At 34.4% G+C, this 21,925-nt stretch carries 21 protein-coding genes; 15 read left to right on the forward strand and 6 right to left on the reverse strand.

Annotated features, from left to right (window positions below; genetic code table 11):
* Positions 1-104: 104 nt before the first annotated feature.
* A complete protein-coding gene (locus B9N79_RS23185; RefSeq protein WP_040060042.1) occupies positions 105-932 on the reverse strand; it encodes a glycerophosphodiester phosphodiesterase in 828 nt (275 codons plus the stop codon).
* Between the two features lie 861 nt (positions 933-1,793).
* Positions 1,794-2,123, reverse strand: a complete 330-nt coding sequence (locus B9N79_RS23190; protein WP_085119058.1) for a DoxX family protein — start codon at positions 2,121-2,123, stop codon at positions 1,794-1,796.
* Positions 2,124-2,613: 490 nt separating this feature from the next.
* Here B9N79_RS23190 and ilvD point away from each other — a divergent pair, with 490 nt between their 5' ends.
* Entirely contained in the window at positions 2,614-4,290 is a 1,677-nt protein-coding gene (gene ilvD / locus B9N79_RS23195; RefSeq protein WP_019392552.1) for a dihydroxy-acid dehydratase, read from the forward strand.
* Between the two features lie 139 nt (positions 4,291-4,429).
* Here ilvD and poxB read toward each other — a convergent pair whose 3' ends face one another.
* The gene (gene poxB / locus B9N79_RS23200) at positions 4,430-6,154 is read right to left on the reverse strand and encodes a ubiquinone-dependent pyruvate dehydrogenase (protein WP_085119060.1); all 1,725 of its coding nucleotides are present in this window, start codon (positions 6,152-6,154) and stop codon (positions 4,430-4,432) included.
* Positions 6,155-6,557: 403 nt separating this feature from the next.
* On the reverse strand, positions 6,558-6,770 hold the full coding sequence (locus tag B9N79_RS23205) for a helix-turn-helix domain-containing protein (protein ID WP_019392554.1): 213 nt from the start codon (positions 6,768-6,770) through the stop codon (positions 6,558-6,560).
* 163 nt (positions 6,771-6,933) lie between these two features.
* Here B9N79_RS23205 and B9N79_RS26295 point away from each other — a divergent pair, with 163 nt between their 5' ends.
* From B9N79_RS26295 to B9N79_RS23225, 5 genes are all read left to right on the forward strand, one after another.
* Entirely contained in the window at positions 6,934-7,110 is a 177-nt protein-coding gene (locus B9N79_RS26295; RefSeq protein ID WP_167555146.1) for a hypothetical protein, read from the forward strand.
* A 121-nt stretch (positions 7,111-7,231) separates the two neighbouring features.
* A complete protein-coding gene (locus B9N79_RS23210; protein ID WP_085119141.1) occupies positions 7,232-8,398 on the forward strand; it encodes an FtsK/SpoIIIE domain-containing protein in 1,167 nt (388 codons plus the stop codon).
* Entirely contained in the window at positions 8,382-8,954 is a 573-nt protein-coding gene (locus tag B9N79_RS23215) for a replication-relaxation family protein (protein ID WP_085119063.1), read from the forward strand. The genes B9N79_RS23210 and B9N79_RS23215 overlap by 17 nt, the downstream gene beginning before the upstream one ends.
* 462 nt (positions 8,955-9,416) lie before the next feature.
* Positions 9,417-10,415 (forward strand): HTH domain-containing protein, encoded by a 999-nt coding sequence (locus tag B9N79_RS23220; RefSeq protein ID WP_085119065.1) that lies wholly within the window; start codon positions 9,417-9,419, stop codon positions 10,413-10,415.
* Positions 10,416-10,518: 103 nt separating this feature from the next.
* Positions 10,519-10,869, forward strand: a complete 351-nt coding sequence (locus tag B9N79_RS23225; protein WP_085119144.1) for a DUF5412 domain-containing protein — start codon at positions 10,519-10,521, stop codon at positions 10,867-10,869.
* A 238-nt stretch (positions 10,870-11,107) separates the two neighbouring features.
* Here the strand turns inward: B9N79_RS23225 and B9N79_RS23230 are convergent, their stop codons facing one another.
* Positions 11,108-11,662, reverse strand: a complete 555-nt coding sequence (locus B9N79_RS23230; protein WP_019392423.1) for a MerR family transcriptional regulator — start codon at positions 11,660-11,662, stop codon at positions 11,108-11,110.
* A gap of 2,206 nt (positions 11,663-13,868) precedes the next feature.
* Here B9N79_RS23230 and B9N79_RS23235 point away from each other — a divergent pair.
* From B9N79_RS23235 to B9N79_RS23265, 7 genes are all read left to right on the forward strand, one after another.
* Entirely contained in the window at positions 13,869-15,053 is a 1,185-nt protein-coding gene (locus B9N79_RS23235; RefSeq protein ID WP_085119067.1) for a ParM/StbA family protein, read from the forward strand.
* Positions 15,054-15,057: 4 nt separating this feature from the next.
* A complete protein-coding gene (locus tag B9N79_RS23240) occupies positions 15,058-15,462 on the forward strand; it encodes a hypothetical protein (RefSeq protein WP_085119070.1) in 405 nt (134 codons plus the stop codon).
* A 377-nt stretch (positions 15,463-15,839) separates the two neighbouring features.
* Positions 15,840-16,133: a hypothetical protein gene (locus B9N79_RS23245; RefSeq protein ID WP_085119072.1), complete on the forward strand. Its 294-nt coding sequence runs from the start codon at positions 15,840-15,842 to the stop codon at positions 16,131-16,133.
* Between the two features lie 563 nt (positions 16,134-16,696).
* The gene (locus tag B9N79_RS23250) at positions 16,697-17,371 is read left to right on the forward strand and encodes a ParB N-terminal domain-containing protein (protein ID WP_085119075.1); all 675 of its coding nucleotides are present in this window, start codon (positions 16,697-16,699) and stop codon (positions 17,369-17,371) included.
* Between the two features lie 347 nt (positions 17,372-17,718).
* Complete coding sequence (locus B9N79_RS23255; protein WP_019392430.1) at positions 17,719-17,877, forward strand: DUF1540 domain-containing protein; 159 nt, start codon at positions 17,719-17,721, stop codon at positions 17,875-17,877.
* A 70-nt stretch (positions 17,878-17,947) separates the two neighbouring features.
* On the forward strand, positions 17,948-18,103 hold the full coding sequence (locus B9N79_RS23260; RefSeq protein WP_019392431.1) for a DUF1540 domain-containing protein: 156 nt from the start codon (positions 17,948-17,950) through the stop codon (positions 18,101-18,103).
* A gap of 344 nt (positions 18,104-18,447) precedes the next feature.
* Positions 18,448-19,296 carry an isocitrate lyase/PEP mutase family protein gene (locus tag B9N79_RS23265; protein ID WP_085119078.1) on the forward strand — a complete coding sequence of 283 codons (849 nt, stop codon included), beginning with the start codon at positions 18,448-18,450 and terminating at the stop codon, positions 19,294-19,296.
* Positions 19,297-19,364: 68 nt separating this feature from the next.
* Here the strand turns inward: B9N79_RS23265 and B9N79_RS23270 are convergent, their stop codons facing one another.
* Positions 19,365-19,835, reverse strand: coding sequence for a DinB family protein (locus B9N79_RS23270; RefSeq protein WP_085119081.1), 471 nt, complete (start codon positions 19,833-19,835; stop codon positions 19,365-19,367).
* 420 nt (positions 19,836-20,255) lie between these two features.
* On the opposite strand from B9N79_RS23270, the gene B9N79_RS23275 reads away from it, so the two are divergent.
* Positions 20,256-21,146 (forward strand): Rpn family recombination-promoting nuclease/putative transposase, encoded by an 891-nt coding sequence (locus B9N79_RS23275; RefSeq protein WP_085119083.1) that lies wholly within the window; start codon positions 20,256-20,258, stop codon positions 21,144-21,146.
* A gap of 269 nt (positions 21,147-21,415) precedes the next feature.
* The gene (locus tag B9N79_RS23280) at positions 21,416-21,904 is read left to right on the forward strand and encodes a DUF2975 domain-containing protein (RefSeq protein ID WP_040060124.1); all 489 of its coding nucleotides are present in this window, start codon (positions 21,416-21,418) and stop codon (positions 21,902-21,904) included.
* Positions 21,905-21,925 lie beyond the last annotated feature (21 nt).

A 21,925-nucleotide genomic window follows, 5' to 3' on the forward strand; every position in this document is an offset into this window, starting at 1 on the left:
AATCAGATTTCATTACAAAGCTACATCTAGAAAGTAGTATGTATTTACAGCAGAATCGAAGAAGCAACCTTGAAATGTTTTTCTCTAACAATTATACAGGAATACTAGTTTCTTGGATCTACATAATCCGGATAATCCGTAATTATTGCGTCAACTCCCACATCTAATAAAAAATCCGCGGCTTCTTGACTACGTACTGTCCATGATCCAATTTTCATACCAAGGGAGTGAACTTGATTTACTAAATCTTCAGTAACAATTCCATAGCTTGGGTTAAAATAATCAGCATAAGTTAAAAATTCTTGTAAGGCTTGTTCTGTTGCGTCTGCTCTTGAAGATGTTAAAACGCCAATTGGAACTTTGGGAAGAAGCTCATTCATTTTTTTCATTGATTCATGATTAAATGATTGGACAATTATTTTTTCATTTTGTGGTTTATCAAGATTTCGTTCTTTTAATTCTTTAGCTACATTTTCTTCAATTCCAGGATAAAGTTCTGGAGCTTTTAATTCTATTAATATTCCAATTCTCCCATGGTAACGATCAAGTATCTCATCAAATGTTGGAATTTGTGCCCCGGCAAATTGCTCACCTTTCCAGCTACCTGCATCTAGGTTTCTTAGTTCTTTAAACGTGAAATTTCCAACCTTTCCAGATCCATCCGTTGTACGATCAACGGTCGTATCATGGATAAGAACTAGTTTGCCATCCTTACTTCTTTGAACATCAATTTCAATATAGTCCGCCTTCATTTCTACTGCTTTATCAAAAGCAGCAATCGTATTTTCAGGAGCATATGCTGAGGCACCGCGATGGGCAACATTATCAACCTTTCTTAAATCCCCTGTTGTTTCTCCTGCAAAAGCCTGACTTAGTGGACTAAATAACAAAGTAAATGCTAATCCGGCACCTGCCAATAATTTTTTGTTCACTTTTTTCATCCCCAATCTAAAATATGAATACCAATATTATTTTAGAAAAAGAATGTTGTTGAAGTATGTAGTTATATTTACATCTACATAATGATTTTGTAAATAAAAGTAGACGATTTGACTTAATTTTATTTACAAACTTACTATTTATTAGAAAAACTAAGATTTCTCTACTATTTCTTACTGAACTGTTGGATTTCTATAATTAAGTAGAAACCCTTACAGTTTCTTAAGTGTATTATTTGAAATCCTTATCCCTTAAAAAGGAATTATTGTGCAAAAACCTCAAAATATCCAGGAATTCTAATCTGAAAAATAATTAACTCAAAGAATCTTATCAGCATTTGTTTTACTTAGATAACCGTGGCAATAATCGGAAAAAACTAAAGTATTTCATTGAATAAAGAACAAAAGTTCTTTATTTAATCCTTAGTTAACATGATTTTTGATTATAAGCCTCAAATTTTGCATTTAATGGATTATGCTTTGCAAAATAGAAAATAATTGCAAAATTTAATCCTATATTTGTGCGTTTTCATTGCAATAACTACTATAGGTCTGTGAGGTATTACTTATTTTTTCCTAAAACATCCTTGTCGTCCCTTTAATAAAAGACCAATCATATAACTATATATGTATATGAAGCTACAAAATTGGTCATAATATTAATGTATTCCCCTATATATAGAAACCCTATGCTAATGCTGAGCAAAGGGTTTCTTTTTATTACAGGAAATTCATCAGCGAGTAGTTATCATCCTGTTAATTAACGGAACCTACATAAATAGATTCTTAAATGTAATAAGATTTTGGGCTCCTCAAAGGATAATTGCAGTAGATTTAGGAAAAGTCATTTAAGTTTCAAATAATTACCACTAGGGATAGGAGCAAGCAGATTGTTGCAGGAATAACCGTTACAATATTTTGATGAGCTCGAAATGTATGAGCCTGTATGGCCCCTATCATAAGAATTATAAATAGTAAGCCAGATCCTAAAACCAAGTATTGATTCCAAATACCAACAATCATTCCTATTGCTCCAATAAGTTCAATAAGACCAATTACCGACACGAACCATAATGGATATTGATATTGCTGCCAGTGTTCAACTTGAAATGGTATACGAAAAAGTTTTATAACTCCTCCTATTAAAATAAAAACTGCTAAAATCACTTGCATAAAAGTTATCATTTAGCCTTACACCTTTTAGAGATCGCGTTTAGAGATATTTTTAAGTGAGGGTAAATGGATATATATTCATTGTTATATTTTATTCTTAACGAAGGAATATTAGGTTAATTTTATTTATAATATCTACAATTTCAATTTACTTAAAACATGATAGAGGTAATAAAAAAGCACAAACCTGTTAATTTCCACCGGATTTGTGCTTTGTCTTTTCACATAGTTCACCTTTTACATACGAGTTTTAAAATCTAACTGCATTTTCTCTAACATACCCAGATTGCCAATAACTACATCTTAAAAAATCCATAATATTACTTGTATACACCTATTTATGTAACATTTTCAACCTATTGGAACCATAATATCTATCTAAAAAACTTATAAATTACAGAACAATATTATTAAGGATACAATTATATTAAGAATAGTGTTACAATATTGAAAAGTTTAAATTTATAAACATCATAGTGAGACTTAGATGGAGGGATTTATTTTGGCAGAACTACGTAGTAATATGATAAAAAAAGGATTTGACCGAGCACCACATAGAAGCTTGCTTCGCGCTGCTGGCGTAAAAGAAGAGGATTTTAACAAACCGTTCATTGCTGTTGTCAATTCATATATTGATATTGTGCCTGGACATGTACATTTACAAGAGTTTGGGAAAATTGTAAAAGAAGCAATTCGTGAAGCTGGCGGTGTTCCTTTTGAAATGAATACAATCGGTGTAGATGATGGTATTGCGATGGGGCATATTGGGATGCGCTACTCATTACCAAGTCGTGAAATTATCGCGGATTCCGTAGAAACGGTTGTATCAGCACACTGGTTTGATGGCATGGTCTGTATTCCAAACTGTGACAAAATCACACCGGGTATGATGATGGCTGCTATGCGTTTAAATATTCCGACGGTTTTTGTTAGTGGTGGCCCAATGGCAGCCGGTCGTACAAGTGATGGGCGAAAAATCTCCCTTTCTTCTGTATTTGAAGGTGTGGGTGCTTATCAGTCAGGGAACCTTGATGAAAAAGGTCTTCTAGAGCTTGAGCAGTTTGGATGCCCAACATGTGGATCTTGTTCCGGAATGTTCACTGCTAACTCTATGAACTGCTTAGCTGAGGCTCTTGGGCTAGCTCTGCCAGGGAACGGAACAATTTTAGCAGTAGCACCAGAGCGTAAAGAATTTGTTAAACGCTCAGCTACTCAGTTAATGAATTTAATTGATTTAGATTTAAAGCCGCGTGATATCGTGACAGAGAAAGCAATTGATAACGCATTTGCTCTTGATATGGCACTCGGTGGATCAACAAATACAGTTTTACATACGCTTGCCCTTGCAAACGAAGCAGGTATAGATTATCCACTTGAACGAATCAATGAAGTAGCAGCGCGTGTACCGCATCTTTCAAAACTTGCGCCAGCATCAGACGTTCATATTGAAGATTTGCATGAAGCAGGTGGAGTATCTGCTGCATTAAATGAATTATCCAAAAAAGAAGGTACCCTTCACCTTGACGTTATGACGGTAACAGGAAAAACACTTGGGGAAAACATCGCTGGTTGTGATGTGAAAGACAACAATGTTATTCATTCAATTGATAATCCGTTCTCAGAAAAGGGTGGACTTGCGGTGTTATTTGGTAACCTTGCTCCAGATGGTGCAATTATCAAAACAGGTGGTGTCCAAGGCGGAATTACTTCCCATGAGGGACCAGCGATTGTCTTTGACTCACAAGATGAAGCTTTAGCAGGTATTGCTGGGGGACAAGTCAAAGAAGGACATGTTGTTATCATTCGTTATGAGGGGCCAAAAGGCGGACCAGGTATGCCGGAAATGTTAGCACCTACTTCTCAAATTATGGGTATGGGCTTAGGAGCAAAAGTAGCGCTTGTAACAGACGGACGTTTTTCAGGTGCTTCCCGCGGTCTATCTATCGGCCATGCTTCACCAGAAGCAGCAGAAGGTGGACCACTTGCATTTGTTCAAAACGGTGACCATATTGTCATTGACATTGAAAAGCGCACAATGGATGTTCAAGTTCCTGAGGAAGAATGGGAGCAACGAAAAGCAAACTGGAAAGGCTTTGAACCAAAAGTTAAAACAGGCTATTTAGCTCGTTATTCTAAGCTTGTTACATCTGCTAGCACTGGTGGTATCATGAAAATTTAAATTAACACATTAAGAGCCCCGTTAAAAACTCTAATAAAATTAGAGACTTTTTAACGGGGCTTTTTATTTAAGCCTTTATTTAAATGTTCACGTAGAGTTAGAGATGAACCAATGCCTTTCTTCTTTAAACAAAAAATATCTACCGGAATAAATTAGTTTTAGCAAGTTCCACCAGCTTATTTCCGTTACCGTTAAGAACTGCTTTAAGCATCCAAAGCGTAAATCCATTAGCTTGCTCAAATTTAATTTTAGGAGGAAGAGCCAACTCCTGACGGTTTACAAGAACATCTAATAGAACGGGCCCCTTATGTTGAAAAGCTTGTTTTATGGAACTCTCAAGATCAGCTGGATCCTCTACACGAATTCCTTCAATCCCCATAGCTTGTGCTACAGACGCTAAATTAGGGTTTTCTAACCCAGTTCCTGTCTCCAAATAACCAGCAGCCTTCATTTCAAGTTCAACAAAACTCAAAGATCTATTATTAAAAACAATAATCTTAACCGGTAATTTGTGCTGACGTAGTGTCAATAAATCCCCCATTAACATAGAAAGACCACCATCACCCGATAGAGCAATCACTTGTCTTTCTGGATTGGCACATTGTGCTCCGATAGCTTGTGGCATTGCATTTGCCATTGTTCCATGGTTGAATGAACCCAGTAACCGCCTTTTCCCATTCATTTCAAGGTAACGGGCGGCCCATAGAGTCGGTGTCCCAACATCGCATGTAAATACAGCATCTTCATCAGCAAGGTCACTTACCATTTTTGTGAGGTATTGAGGGTGGATTGGTGTTTGTCCTGGCTTTCCAATTGCCAGATTATCAAGATCTTTACGAACATCCTGATAATTTGATACAAATTTATCTAGATGATGAGAGTCATGCTGTTCAGTTAGATAAGGAAGTAATGATTCAATTGTATACTTAACATCACCACAAAGGCCTAAGGTTAAAGCTGCTCGCCGTCCAAGATGCTCAGGTCGAATATCTACCTGAAGAATGGCAGCTTTCTTAGGGAAGAATTGCCTGTATGGAAAGTCAGTACCAAGCATTAGCAATACATCGCAGTCCATCATAGCATGAAATCCTGATGAATAACCGATGAGACCAGTCAGTCCAACGGAGTAAGGATTATCATACTCAAGGTATTCTTTCCCCCTAAGAGCAATAACCATAGGAGACTTTAGTTTATCACACAACTGCATTAACTGTTCATGTGCACCTTCACAACCAGCTCCACATAACAGTGTGATTTTCTTTCCATTATTAAGGTACTCAGCAAGTTTTTTTAGTTCAGTATCAGATGGTCGAACGACTGGCTGAGTCACATGCATCACTTGTTCTGGAACAGATTCTTCATCAGGTAATGCTGCGACATCACCAGGGAGAACAAGAACTGAAACCCCTTGTTTAGAAATAGCATGCTGCAATGCAATTGTTACTAAACGAGGCATTTGTTCCGGTCTCGTTATAACTTCACTGAAATGACTACACTCTTTAAAAAGCTGCTCTGGATGTGTCTGTTGAAAATATTCACTTCCAATTTCGTTACTTGGGATATGTGCAGCAATAGCTAGAACAGGAATACGGCTGCGATGACAATCGTATAATCCATTGATTAGATGAAGGTTCCCAGGACCACTACTTCCTGCACAAACGGCAATGCTTTCACTGAGTAGAGAATCGGAACCAGCAGCAAAGGCTGCAACCTCTTCATGACGAACGCCAATCCATTCAATTTTTTCAGAACGTCTTATAGAATCCAAAACAGCATTTAGTGAATCCCCTACGATACCGTAAATTCTTTTAACCCCAGCTTGTAATAATGATTCAATCAATAAGTCTGCAATGGTTTGCTTCATCTTTTCCTCCTGTATTTTGCTAGAAATGTTATTTACAATCTATCCATCACTCTTTTCTTTTTAGTATGACCTAGATCATTAGAAAAATTCTCAATTGCTTTTAGGGGTGAAATAAAATTTGATATCTTTTTCACATTATTCCTTTTTCTAATTATCTTCTTTGAAATAACAACTAATGCTTTCTGGAGTATTCCTTACCCTTTCTACAAACGTCCTTATCGTACTTTTAGTTCTCTTTAGCATATAAATCAATTGCTATTACTCTATATAAATAGCTTTCTTTAAACAATAGTCATACCCATAGCAAAGACCGCCCAATATCCATTAGTGTATAAGGCGGTCTTATGTATATTTATGACTTATGATTATTCGCTTTTTCACGACAATATTCCAGTCTATATTTCTAGATATCAAAAAAGTCATCGACTCTGGCTTTCCGATCTACTTTTCTAACTGCTTGCATAACTCTCTTCAAAGTAGGAGTTGTAGGAGTTCTACGTCCTGCACAAATATCACTAATGGTGTTACGGGAAAGTTTTGTTTCAATTACCAACCATTCCTGTTTTAATCCCTTTTGGTCAAGCCACTTACCTATTTTACTACGCTTTTTTGCCATCACTGTTCACTCCATTGTATTAATCTTTATCAATCAGTATGAACAATTTTTTGAATCCACAAACAAAGTTTTCTTAATCCTATTAAAAAGTTTTTTAAAACAAGGTAAGTTGAACAAGCCATGCAACATACAATCGACTATACCTACTTAGGAGGAGGTCCATATGGTTACAGTCTTGGGAACAAGCATGGTGTTATTTGCGCTGATTTATGCAGAGAAAAAAGGATGGGTGGACAAAGAGAAAGTAAGAGTGGTCATGCAGGTTGGAATGAACGCTGGTATCTTAGGGAGCTTGCTTTATTTTTTATATACCTTGTCTGCTTTCCTTCCTTTCTTATGACCAGGATTCCGACCAGGCTGGAAGGAAAAAAGGAATAGGCTAGTCACTATAAGGATGGCATTTGGAAGCTTCCTTTTTTAAGGAACTATTTCTAAAAGATAAGGAAGAAGGAGTGAGAACGATGTGGGAGCTTATGACTATTCCTCTTTTAACGGGGGCTGCTGCTTTGTGGTTTGGAAAGAATACATTCAGTGAGGAACATCGAATCGTCCAACATATTTTCAAACAATATCATATCTACACCAAAGATGGTAAAGACAACCGATATCCTCAGCTGGTTCGAGAATGCAAAAGCACAAAACAAATTAAGCTGATTTACCGTATACCTTTAGCCTTAGAAGAAAAAAACTTACGAACCTTACAACAGATTTTATCTGTCACATTAGATCAAGAAGTGAACGTATCCTTTAAGAAATGGCTCATCATTGAGATTTCCAAAGATAAAATGCCTTCCTATGTGTCTTACCAAGACGTTCCCTATCGTAAAGGATGGATGGTTCCGTTAGGGAGAAACCATCAGGGATGGCAATTTCATCATTTTGACTATACGCCGCACACCACGATTTCCGGGACGACTCGTTTTGGGAAAACGGTGATGATGAAAGTCATGATGACGTATCTTATCGAGCATCACCCTTGGGATGCTCAATTCATCATCATTGATCTAAAGGGTGGATTAGAGTTTAATCGGTATCAAAGCCTTCAACAAGTCAAGTGTATAGCCAGTAATCCAATAGAAGCCTTGTACGCCTTGAAACAAGTCCAGAAGGATATGAAAGAACGTATGGACCGTTTTAAACGTCAAGGATGGTCCAATATTGTAGACTCTCCCCTCTCTCAACGTCTGTTTGTTTTGATTGATGAAGCCGCCCAACTGACCCCTGAAAAATTTATGGAGAAAGAAGAAAAGAAGACATTAGCGCAGTGTCAATCGATCCTTAGTGAAATTGCCCGCCTAGGAGGCGCTCTGGGCGTTCGATTGGTGTATGGAACCCAATACCCTACCTCGAATGTCTTGAATGGCTCCATCAAGCAAAATGCGGATTTAAAGATTAGTTTTCGCTTAGGAAGTGATTATGCGTCTAAAGTGGCTATTGATGCCTATGGGGCGGAAACATTACCTTCAGATATTAAAGGGCGTGCGTTGATTAAAACGCATGAAGTGAAAGAAGTGCAAGTCCCCTACCTCAATCATGAGGAAATCTGGAAACGGATTGGAGGCTATGAAGTTGCAAAACAAACAGTTGTGCCAAACGAGACAGGAGAAGATTATGTACGCCTTGGATAAATTAGAGTGTATGAGTCGGTCCCAACTTCAAACTCTCTTTCAGTTGAAGAGTGTCCGTAATGCCAATCGTGTTCTTTATAATATGAGTCCCTTCTTAAACCACAAACGTCTCTATGAAAACGTCTATTATCTATCGAAGAAAGGACGTCAACACATTGGATCGGAGAAGAATAAACCTCATTTAACACAGTTAGAACATAAAGTGAGACGGAATGATATTTATTTGTATTATGGGTGTCCAAAGGATTGGAAAGTGGAACGCCCGAATGAATGGAGAATCCAAGGAGAAAGGTATAAGCTCATTAGTGATGCTCGCTTTTCCCTTCAGGATATTATTTGCTTTGTAGAAGTCGATCTCAAACAGAAGATGCTTGAAAATAAAAAGAAAATAAAATTGTATCGTTCCCTCTTTCAAGCTTTAGGGCATCAACAAGCTTTACTCATCTTTTATACGACCACACCAGTGAGGAAAGAAAGGATATTAAGATGGTGCAAAGAGTATAAAGTTGATGCAGAAATTCTTACAATTGAAGACCTTGAAAATTATTTTCTATAAACTTTACAAAAAACATATTTCTAATCATAGACCAAAAACAAGTCCAACTAGCCCAGAAAAAACACTATTTATCTTTTAGAACCATGTTCTAAAAGATAATAATAATTAAAAAAATAATAGCATTTTAAAGGGATTTGGCCAAAATTCGGTCGAATTGACATTGTGTTCATTGCCATAGTTTGCTATAATAACAGCAATTAGACAGTTCGGAACAGAAAAAAGGTTCAAGGCAATCGTAGAGATGTTGGAAGCATCCTACGACGGCTCACCGTGTCCTAACCACGGTAAACACTTACCTCAAACCTTGTTCACATAATTAAAGTTTCTATCTGCATTTTACAGCAAAACTTTAATTATTGCAAGGGTTTATTGTACTCTCTTTTTAAAGGGTGTGTTTACCGAATTTTTAAACGGTAAACATGTCCTTTTTCTTTTTCCGCAGGAAAAGAGGAGAGAAAAAATATGCTAATTTTCAGTGATGATTTTGCCCGTATGCAAAACTATGAATCTTATACGAAAACAAAAAATCAACAGAAACAAATAAAATACAAATTATTAGAGATTGTAGAATCTGTTTTTGGAGACACTTTTGCTCGTTTGAAGTTAGAAACACGTGATGCTATCGATATGATTTGCTTTTTAGCAACAGATAAAGGCTTTGTTTATGCCAAAGACACCTATTTTGCTGAGAAACACAATGTTTCTACTCGTACAATTCGTCGTGTCATGAAAGCCTTAGAAGAAGCTGGGAAGATCGTGAAGGCTCATCGTTCTTCTTCTAAACATAATGGTCGAGGTGCTGCCGTTTATTTTTTCGTAAATCATCCTTATTTTGAACACTGGCAACAATATTTTGACTTTGATGTCCAAACTGATGTCCAAGCAGAAAATCCTGAAATCCCTTGTGAGAGTAAGAATGAAGAGCCCAAAAAAGTTTCTACCTATTATTTACCTAATAATTATATTAAAGATCATTTTATGTATAAAACGATTCCTTTTATCAAAGGCGTTCCAAAATTAATTAATCAAACCTTTAAAGATATTTTTAAAGACTCTTTAAGAGAACTCTATTTACGTATCCGTTTAGCGTCTAAAAAAGTATGTCAAACTTTATCTACAACTCTTTCAAAGAGCGATATTCATTCCATAGCTTATGAATCTATTCAAATTCTTTTTACATACATAAAAACACGTTCTATGAGTTTTGAGGATCAATGTAAATTAGTGTATAGTATCGCTTTAAATAAGTTTAATGATTTAGTTCAAACAGAAGACCTAAATAGTAACCTAGACTTTGTAGCATCACCACGTAAGATTGTTCGTAAAGAGATGTTACCTGATTGGTTCCAGGAGCAACAAAAGAAAGATACTTTAGCAGAAGCACAAGCACAAGACATGTATGAAACGTCATCAGAAGATGAGATAGCAAAAATGAAAGCCATTTTAGCGTTATATACTTAACTAAAACAATAGGCTATCCCCCTACTACATACCTGCTTTACCTAAGGAGGATTCTTTGAATACTAATTTGATAAATAGTAAGAGAAAAAGCTGTAAAAAGAGATTGAAAGTATTTTTCTTTGCTTTCCTATTGTTTATCGGCTTTATAGGATATGGAGTATACTGGGCATTCTTTGATATGGATAGATTGCCCACAGGAGATTATCTCACAGAGGAAAAGTCTCCCGATGGAGTGTATACTTTAAAAGCATATGTAACAAATGGTGGTGCCACAACTTCGTTTGCCGTACGTGGTGAATTAGTATTTAACAATAAAGGAAAAAAGACAAAAAATATTTACTGGAATTATCGTGAGGACACTGCGGATATTATATGGATAGATAACAATACAGCATCCATTAATGGACATATACTTAATGTTCCTAATGATAAATTTGATTTTAGAAATCAATAATTCACTCTGGGTTGAAGATGAAAAAGTGAGTTATAAGAATGCTTAGCTACCTATGCCCTTTTTGTCTCATACTAATAAAGCAGCGAAAAGCCATAGAAATCTTAATTGTTTTCTTAAGATTTCTATGCCTTCTATATAAACTATTATAGTCAATAATCATATTATTTAAATATTGAGAAAAGACTAACCTGTTATATGTAATGCGAAAATGGCCTCCTCATACTTTATAAGTAAACCCTTATTTAGACTTGAACAATTTTTTAAACCATCCAGTATTCTCTTCTTCTCTTCTCTGTTCTAAAGTCTTCTGGATAGATTCTAACAGAACTTGATCCCGTTTTTCTAAACTATTCTCAATATATGTTTGTTGTTGTTTCATCTGTTCTGATAAGTTAATTAACAATTCCTTCATCTCTGTATTTTCATTTTTTAATTCAATAAAAGCTTCCATAGTTTGTTTATGACGTTCTATAGAACGCTCTAATTCCTCTTGAAGATTCATGACGGTATGCGTCATAGGCTCTCTCTCTGGCACCACAATTCCTTTTGTAACAGTATTTACAGCATCCTCTAGCGTCACACCTTTTGTTTTGCTAAGAGCTTTAATACGTTTCATAAGCAAAATATCTCTTTCGAAAAAACCACGTTGATCATGCTCGTTTCTATGAAAATTATATCCATTTTCCTCCATAAGACGAGCATACTTACGCACTGTTCCCTCTTTTATATCTAATAATTCAGCTACTTCTCTTGTCCAGTAAGCTTTTTCTTGATCAAGTGTACTGTTTTCCATAGTATATTCCTCCATTCTTATAATGTCATTCAATTATCAAAAATAGTTTATTTTTCTTAGTTTTTTAATACTCGAAATGTGTTCAATTATTCTATTTATAACGCTGTATAAAACGTTATACATAAGTGATGAAGACTATAACGGGTAGCGTCATAAAAGTTTGAGTGTTATAAAAAACCTTTAGCATCAACGTTTATAAGGTCTTAGAGCGTTATGAGAGATATAACGCGACTTAAAATTAATCAAAATAGTTATTTTATAGTGGCTTCTAAAAAATACGCGTTATGTAGTTTTGTATAACGTATTTTATGATGTAACACTACTTTCTATAGATTTTAACTCTGGACAATCTAAATAGTATCTTTATCTAAGTTTGTAACTATGCTTACAAAAATAATAGATCAGAGATTATAATTATAAACGTTTTAATTCAATTTGAACATAAATACAATGTTTGGATAGATAAAAGATAATTAAATTTATGTAAGCCAGGACATACTTTACTTGTTTATGTATAACGCTGTATAAAACGTTATACATAAGTGATGAAGACTATAACGGGTAGCGTCATAAAAGTTTGAGTGTTATAAAAAACCTTTAGCATCAACGTTTATAAGGTCTTAGAGCGTTATGAGAGATATAACGCGACTTAAAATTAATCAAAATAGTTATTTTATAGTGGCTTCTAAAAAATACGCGTTATGTAGTTTTGTATAACGTGTTTTATGGTGCAATACTACTTTTCATCTGTTTTAATTCTGAACATTTTAAATAAATAACACCTTTGTTTAAGTTTGTAGCTACACTTATAAAAATAATAGATCAGGGATTATTTTATCAATGTTTTAATTAAACATGAAGGTAAACCTAATGTATGGATAGAGGGAGGATAATTAAATTTATATAATCTAGTGTATACTTCACTTATTTATAACGGGTAGCGTCATAAAAGAAAATATATTGTAGAAAACTCTTTATTATCAACGTTTATAAGCTTTTATAACGTTATGGGAAATATAATGCTATTTAAAATTAATAAAAATAGCCATTTCGTAGAGGCCCTTGAGAAAATACGCGTTATGTAATTTTGCATAGCGTGTCTTATCATATAACAAGACTTTCTATTAATCTTAATTCTAGGCGATCTAAATAACACCTTTGTCTAAGTTTGTAGATATACTTACAAAAATGATATGTCGAAACTCGTTTCTATAAACCTCTCAATTAAACTTGAACATAGCCATAATGTATGAATAGAGGAAAATAATTAAATTTATATAAATTAGGATGCACTTTATTAACTTGTTTATAACGCTGTAAAAAACGCTATAAACGAGTAAGTCAGCCTATAACGGGTGGCGTCACAAAAGATTTTTGTATTATAAGAAATCCTTTAGTATCAATGTTTGTAAGCTTTTATGGCGTTACGAGAGATATAGCGCTACTTAAAATAGCTATTTTATAGAGGGGGTTGAAAAAACATGAGCTATATAATTTTATATAACGTGTTTTGTGATGCAACAAGACTTTCTATCAATTTTAATTCTGGACAATCTAAATAGGACCTTTAACTAAGATTGTAACTATATTTATAAAAACAGTATATCAAAGATTATTTTTATCAATGTTTTAATTCAATTTGAATATAAACAAAATCTATGGATAGATAAAAGACAATTAAATTTATATAAACCAGGATATACTTTACTTACTTATATATAACGCTGTAGAAAACGTTATAAACAAGTAAGTCAGGCTGTAACGGGTAGCGTCATAAAAGAGTTTGTGTTGTGAAAAACCCTTTAGTATCAATGTTTATAAGCTCTTATAGCGTTATGAGAGATATAACGCTACTTAAAATAGCTATTTTATAGAGGCTTCTAGGAAAATACACGTTATGTAGTTTTGTATAACGTGGTTTGCATTATTTAGATGATAAGTTAGTATTTTTGTTTATATTCCACTTATATATAAATTATATAATAAGGGTTTATTTTTTGTGCGAAAAAAGAATTTGGTGTACCAATTTAATATCTTTAGCTAAATTTATATAAATTAAATATAACTTATATATATAATAAGTTATATTCGTTTTGGTGTTAGTTTCAAATCTCTTTTTGGTTATTAAATTATATAATTATTATTAACTTATTATATAAATTATGGTAAAATAGATATAGAATAACAAAAAGGAGTGGATTTAATAATGAAAATAATCCTTGCGAATGATATTGGAAACGATAAAATGAAGATTCTTGAACCAGGCATGGAAAAAGTCGTCAAGATTCCGAGTGCTTATAAACGAATTAATCGAAAACCTTCCGTTCATGAAAATGATGTCAAGAAAAATATAGTTAATCTTATCGATCAATTACTTGTACATATTTCAAGCTCATCCATTCGTCGTGATGGTTTATATATGATTGGAGAGAGAGCAATTCAAACTACAGAAGGCGTAAGTAACATGGATATCGCCGTTCATGAAAAACATAGTAGTGATCTACCTTTAATTAATACGTTAGGTTATGCTGCAGCAAGAGCTGTACAGAAACAATATGAAGAAGAAGGAGAACTGCCTCAATCCTTAAAAGTAGAAGTCGGTATGAGTAGTGCGATTCCAGCGAGTCAACATAATGTGGAGACAGCAAAACAATTGGAAGAACGTTTCATGGATACTTCTCATGTAGTGATTGTGTATGTTGGTCAAGAGCAAGTAACGGTAGAGCTAAACTTCTCACAAGTAAAGGTGACGAAAGAAGGGATTCCAGCGTTATACGCAATCTTTGAAGCACCTAATGATATGTTTCAAGAGTTTTGTAAAGAATATGGAATGAAGGGTATTGATGGTTCTTACTTTATGAACTCGAAGATCATGCATATTGATATCGGAAGTGGCACATCCGAGTACATTTATTCTGTAGGCGTGAATCCACAACCAGAACAATGTACAGGAGAAAGACGAGGAGTAGGGCATGCGGTCGAAGAAGCAATTCAATTGATGAAAGAGGAACGTAAAGGTCTTAATATTAATCGTCAGCAATTTGCGAAATATATTGAGCGACCAGATGAGTATCCAAAAGATCATGATTTAGCTGTTCATTATTTACGTGAGGCTCGTATCAATCAAGTGGATTTCATCCTGGAAGATGTAGAACGTAAATATACGACAACACTCTCTAGTGAACCGGAATATCTAGCTTGCTATGGTGGAGGGTCTATTGAGTTTAAAGAAGATATGTATAAGTATCTGAAAGAATTTGCGGATTCTGTGGATGCAAAAGTCCTTTGGATTCCGGAACAATATGCGGTAGATATGAACGTGAAAGGATTAGATATTTTAAATCGCAACATGCTATTTACAGAAGAATACGAAGAAACTGTGGTGATGTAAAGGTATGACGAACGAAAAAAAGAGAAAAACTCAGTACAACTGGAAGTTTAAAAACAACGAAACCGATGAGTTTTATGAATGGTTTGAAAACCAGGATAACATCGCGCTTTCTTTACGCAAGATTGTATACCATATGATTGAGTTGTACGGAACGGAGAGCGTTTTAAATCATCATGTTGATAAAGAAATGAGTCGAGATATGTTTATTTTAGAGGTCCTTAGAGGAAAAGAGGCCTTAACGGTAAAAGAGAGTTTCCTTTCAGGAGGATCTCCAGGCGAAAATGTATCTATGCCCAAGAAGCCGTCTTCCTCTGTACAAAATGAACGTCGTGTAAGTGAAGAACCGAATAAATCAGAAGCTAAAAGTAAAGTTAATTATCAAAAGGTTAACCCGAAATCAATTTTTTGATGACTTTTAAGGAATATAATGCAGCCCCCACATCAGGTGAGGGCTATTTTTTATAAGGGAATAAGATGAAAAAATTCAATGAATAAAATGGAGAGGCGTTTCCTTTTAAGAACCGGAAAAAGTCTATTCAAGGGTAGACTTACAGATTAAAGCTTTATATCAGTCCTGGGTAAGGGTGAAACGCTTATCTTTAGATTAGGAAGTCTTAGCGCTTGATTTATCTCGAAAATCAATGGCAGCAGAAAGGGGGGATGGTGAGAGAAGTGAAAAAAGAGGAGGAAGAAACAGAAGGTGAATCTATTCAGGCGACCTCTTCTGATTAAATAAAAACACTTACGAGTCCAAAAAGATCATCTCAGAATAGGTAAGCTTATGGGTTGTTAGTAGTCGACATTCAGCAAAAAGAAATCAAAAAGAAAATGAAATCCTATGAAAAAGCGATTGGAGTTGAGATGAAAAATCAGAGAGCTTTACGAAAAGAAATTGGCGAATTAAAAGCCGATATGGAGTATCAAATTGAAACAGAAAAAGCTGAAACGGAAGCTCAAATTTCTTTAAAAGAAGATGAGATTCGGATGAAAGAAGAGAGCATACAGCTCTATAAAGAGGAGAAGAAAATGTTAAAAGAAAAGCTCAAAAAGTTAAACGAAAAGGAGCAGGATATTCACTAAAATTAAAAAAAGTCAGGTCGACCGTATATTGACACTAAGGTTTTTTAATATCGACACTACCTCAACAGTAGGTCGGCACTATATCAACACTATATCGACACTAGGTCGACACTTTCGGCTTTTTCATGTACCCACGGTTTTGTTAGGCTTTGCCTAACCCCACACGTTATGTGGGGGCAAAAACCCCTTATGCTCTTCTTCAGGTTTTCAAAAGGTAGTGCACTTCATTTAGAGAGAGAATGAATGAAAGGGAAATTAAAGTAAGAAATATAAATCCAGTTGCGGTGAAAAAGGTTAATGAAATAGCAAGAGAGAAAAGAATACAACGAGAAGAATTTTTTAAAAAACAAATTTAACCCTGACTTTTTTGCGTAAACAAATAACTCAAAAACATCATCTGGAAAAGCTTAGTGATAAGAGCATACAGTGGGTAATTTAATAATGTGGAAGTTTAATAAAAACATGGAATAATCACTTTTTTTCGTTGTTTTTTGCACTTTACCCCTACCCAAGTTTATATAAGGGTATATATACTAGAAAGATAGAGAGAAGGAGGGAGAACGATGGCTCATAAAATTAGTGTAACTGGCCGTCCGACTAGCTCCATTCAAGACTATGGTAAGTACCTAGCTTTTGATATGGAGGAAAAGGGAAGTCCTAATGCCCCTAAAGGTATTCCTTTTAAAAGTAATGCAATTACATACACAATTGTGCTTAGTCAAAAACAGTTTAATAAATTAAATATAACCCAAGAGGAATTTTCTCAACGACGTTTTCTTGTCCAAGGAGAGCCTTGTTTGGATATTCCGTTTGAGCAATGCACAGGTGAGATTGGTGTCATCTGTATGCAGATACAGGAAATAGAGGATAAAGGGAAAGAGAAAAAACAACCAAAACAAACACCCAAAAAGGGTTCAAGGGCTAACAACCAAGAGGAAAGTAAACCTCAAGAAGAAAGTAAACAAGAGCAAGAGAAAAAGCCAGAGCCAAAGCCTCTTCTTGTTCCAAAAGGGACGAGGGAATGGATGTCTTTAGATGATATTAAGGTTCCAGAATCTTTTCTTCAATTTACCCCAGGAATTGCAAAACAAAAGGCAGTAGAGGAAAGTATTGAGAAGAATGGAACGGTGGATAAACCAATTATTATTAATCCTGAAACATATGAACTTCTAGATAGTTATAGTCGTTATTATGTCGCAAAAAAGAAAAAATTAGATTGTGTTCCTGTACATTATTAGAAGAAGTTTTTATATTTAGTGAGTGCATAAAACATTTGGTTTTTATGCACTCTTTTTGTGTTGGAGAACGAAGGGAAGTTTATGAGATTTTAGAAGTTAGAAAATATCCAACTTCCCTAACGGATATCATGTTAACTAAGTTTGTATAGGGGGTACAGTTAAAAAAAGAAAAACTTTCTATTGAGGTAGAGAGTATTCCTCTTACTTATTTTGAGTAGTTCGCTTAAAAGCACACAGAGTTTCCATTTATATAAATCAAGTTCTTATATTAAAAAGGTTTTTTGTTAGGTGAGTAGAAATAACTTTTAATAAACAAATTATATGAGATTTGAAGGGGGGTGAATACTATGGCAACTGGTGTATTGTGTGAGGTAAATACCTGTAAGAATTGGAAGAATGGAAACAAATGTACTGCTGATTTCATTTATGTTGTAAATTTTGATGGAAAACAAACATCTGAAGCCGAAGAAACAGGCTGTAAAACTTTTGAACCTTCTGATTCATAAAAACTATATAAAAGAACAGTATTAAAAACCCCCAATTTGTTAATTATAACAAGATAGGAGGTGTGATATTATGGCTCAAGATGTTCTTTGTGAAGTAAACAACTGTAAGTACTGGGGACAAGGGAATAAATGTAAGGCTGATGCTATTTACGTAGTTAGTCATAAAGGCAAACAAGCGTCCAACAGTGAAGAGACAGATTGCAAGACATTTGTACCAGAAGCTTAATCAATAAGGGTAACCATCTTCCATATGGTTGCTCTTATTGATTATTATTGATAGTAATAATCAATTTCATACATAATTATTTTATTTTTAAAATTAAATTGCCACCTTTCTAAGTTTCTATATTATCTCCTTTTGAATCATGGAAACAGTCACTATATCTATCCCCTGTATTAGCTAGTTTTATTTTGAATAAGCTGTGCTAAGAGTGGTTTTTCATTTTAATGTTATATTAAAATTCAGATTTTTCATTCAATATGTTAAAGATCTAATATTGTTTCATTTCATCTTGTAATTCTTAATATAACAATAGATACTACATCCAATAACAAGGGAGAGAAATTTTTATGGATACTCAAAAACGATTTAAAAAGTTTCAGAAGTTTAAAGAACTTCATCAGCAACCTTCTACTTTTGTATTACCCAACGCATGGGACGCTATGAGCGCGAGAACTTATCAGGAGGAAGGTTTTCAAGCAGTCGGTACGACTAGTGCAGGAATTTCAATCTCGTTGGGTTATCCGGATGGAGAAAATTTACCTTTTGAAATGATGTTAAGTGCCCTCAAGTTAATTGTTAACTCGGTAAATGTACCTGTAAGTGCAGATATAGAAGGAGGATATGGAATAACTGGTGAAGAATTAACGGAGAAAATTAAACAGGTTATCCTAACTGGGGTAGTAGCAATTAATATTGAGGATGGAACAGGAGATCCTCAGCACCTTATAACGGATCTTTCCCTACAGTTAGAGAAAATAGCGATAATTAGGGAAATCTCTCAATCTATGAATAAGCCATTGTTTATTAATGCACGAACAGATTTATATTGGCTAAATATTGGTGATCCTAATGAACGGTTAAACTCCACTATTGAGAGGACAAGAGCTTATCAAGAGGCAGGGGCCGATTGCGTATTTGTCCCTGGGTTGAGAGGTATAGATTCTATTAAAAAACTTAGACAGGAGATTTCTTGTCCTATTAATCTACTAGCTGAATCAGGTTCCCCATCGTTAGAAGAGTTATCTAATATTGGGATTGAGAGAGTAAGCTGTGGTTCTGCTCCTTTTAGGGCAACAGTGACCCTGTTAAAAGAGATAAGTCGTCACATTATGAAGGACAGTAACCTTGAATATATGAATGAAGGTACAATTTCATACAAAGAATTAGCTAATAGAATGGAAGTTAACCGCAATTAAGTGTTAAGTTATCTAATGGTTATCCTATAGGAAAATCTCTATAACCTTAGTTATAGAGATTTTCTTGGTCAATCCCAAATTTTAGGTCTAGGAGCACCCATTGTTCTAAGGTAATCTAAAAGTTGACCAACATGAACAGCTTCATGATAAGCAATACGCATTAACATATCGCCTAATGAACGTATGTATCCTTCATCAGAACGATCAATCTTAATATTCTCTAGATCTTCACTAGAGAAAAATTGAAGACTATTTATAAATTGTCTGTGATAAGGTTCCGCAAAATCCAATTCATCTTTAATTGAAATAAAAGGACGTTTATCAAAGGGGGAATCAAAGTTTTCAATACTAGCCCTATTTTTGATAGCTAAACAATAATAATGCTCTGCTTCTAGCACATGACGTACCATTTCTATACATGTCATGGCCTCTTTATCAGGCTTCCAATTAAGTTTGTCTTCAGGAATAGCGTTCCACACAATTTTACTTCTTCTTCTTGTTTCTTTGAGATTAAACTCTAGAAAATCAATTGTATTCACTATACTTCTCCCTTTCCTAGATAATACGTTCCTAATTAATATTACTAGAAATTTTAGATTAATTACAGTTTTGGATTATCTCAGGGTTCCCTTTTATAGGTATTTATTTATAAATATTATAATAACAGGTAGATTGATTTATAACATGATTGGCTGTTTATCTTTTTGGTGAAGCAAAAAAGGGAAATGTGTATAGAGGTATTTTAATAGTCATGTAATTGGTGCCATGAAGTCATAAATATTAAAGGATGCTTATAAGCAATTATATCGGTCTCGACATTTCTCAAAAACCATCTTTTTTTGAAATCTATATATCGTAAATGCTTGTTTCTGGAATAAATCATGTGTAAAAGTATACTTAAGAGGAAAAAGTAAAACCCATGTTATACTAAAAGAAAAGAAGAAATCACGGAGGGTATAATGACAAAGCGATTAGATTTACGTGTCGATTTTGCCTTTAAATCTCTTTTTGGGACTCATGGAAATGAATCCATTTTAGCTGCTTTTTTAAATGCAGCTCTACATTTACAAGAAGAAAAGAAAATTGCGACCGTTCACTTATTAGATCCGCATTTTAATAAAGAAAACCAGGAAGATAAACGATCCATTCTTGATGTTCATGCTCAATTAGAAGATGGAACTCGTATAAACATTGAAATTCAGCTTAATAATAAACATGATATGGAAAAAAGAACGCTTTACTATTGGTCTAAGATGTATAGCAGTCAGATGAAGGAAGGAATGGACTATGGTGAGCTGTGCCAAACCATCACCATTAACATTGTAAACTTCCGTTATTTATCTCATATCAATCATTATCATTCCATCTTTCAGTTATATGAGCGTGAAGAAAGATTGTTGCTAACGGACATGTTAGAAATTCATTTTATGGAACTTCCCAAACTGCTTATTAAGTGGCGGAGAAAAGAAGTCGATCCACGAGAAGATCAATTAGTAAGATGGTTATTATTACTTGAAGCATCGGAAGATGAAGAAATCACTCAAGTACTGGAGGAGATTGCGATGCAAGAAGATCAAGTATTAAAGAAAGCAATAGATGAATGGGAACGTGTGAGTCAAGATCCAGAAGTTTTACTAGCTTATGAAGCAAGACGAAAGGCTTTATTGGATGAAAAATCTGCACTGAAACGAGCTGAGAGCAGAGGAAAAGAAAAAGGTAGGGAAGAAGGAAGAAAGGAAACCATTAAAAATATGGCTCTTGGTATGATTCATAAAGGAATAGACAATGAAACGATAAGTGATCTTACGGGTCTCACTCAAGAGGAAATTAATAATCTTCGTCATCAATAAGTTTCAATACAAAAAGGCAGCGTCTTCAAGACGCTGCCTTTTTGTATTGAGTCACTTAATGGAATAAGGCTTATTGAGCTAACAAATCAGGTTAGTTGAACAAATTATAGAGCATTTCTTTTTAGTGAGAAATACTTTTTATCTTTATATAAAATTAATATTTATAATCATTAGCAATAAAAATTAAATAAAAAGGAATAATTATTTATTGTTTTTCAATAAATTTTTTGTTAGAATCACACTAGAAATATTATGAATGAGGTGCTTTTATGAAACAAAGTTCAACACTCTTTTTAAAAATAGCTGTTTTTATTATTGGAATTCCAGTTCTTGCTTTGTGTATATTTTGGTTACCTTGGTTAGCTACTAAAGATGCAGAAGCACATCCAGAGACTGCCTACTTGCAGTATCCCTTTTTAATAGGTACGTATATAACAGTAACACCGTTTTTCATTGCCTTGTATCAGTCCTTAAAGCTTTTAAGCTATATTGACCAGAATAAAGTTTTCTCGGAATTATCTGTTAGAGCTTTGAATTATATAAAATACTGTGCAATTACTATCAGTACCTTAATTGTAGTAGGAATAATCTCTGGATTTATATTGATTGCAGGTGAAGGTGAAGACATAACAGGTTTTATAAGCTTGGGATTAATGCTCATTTTTGCTTCAATGGTGATTGCAGTCTTTGTTACTGTTCTTCAAAGGCTTTTACAAAAAGTTGTCGATATAAAATCAGAGAATGATTTAATAGTCTGAAGTGGTTGACACGGCAATTAT

Source organism: Priestia filamentosa, assembly GCF_900177535.1.
Lineage (GTDB): Bacteria > Bacillota > Bacilli > Bacillales > Bacillaceae_H > Bacillus_I > Bacillus_I filamentosa.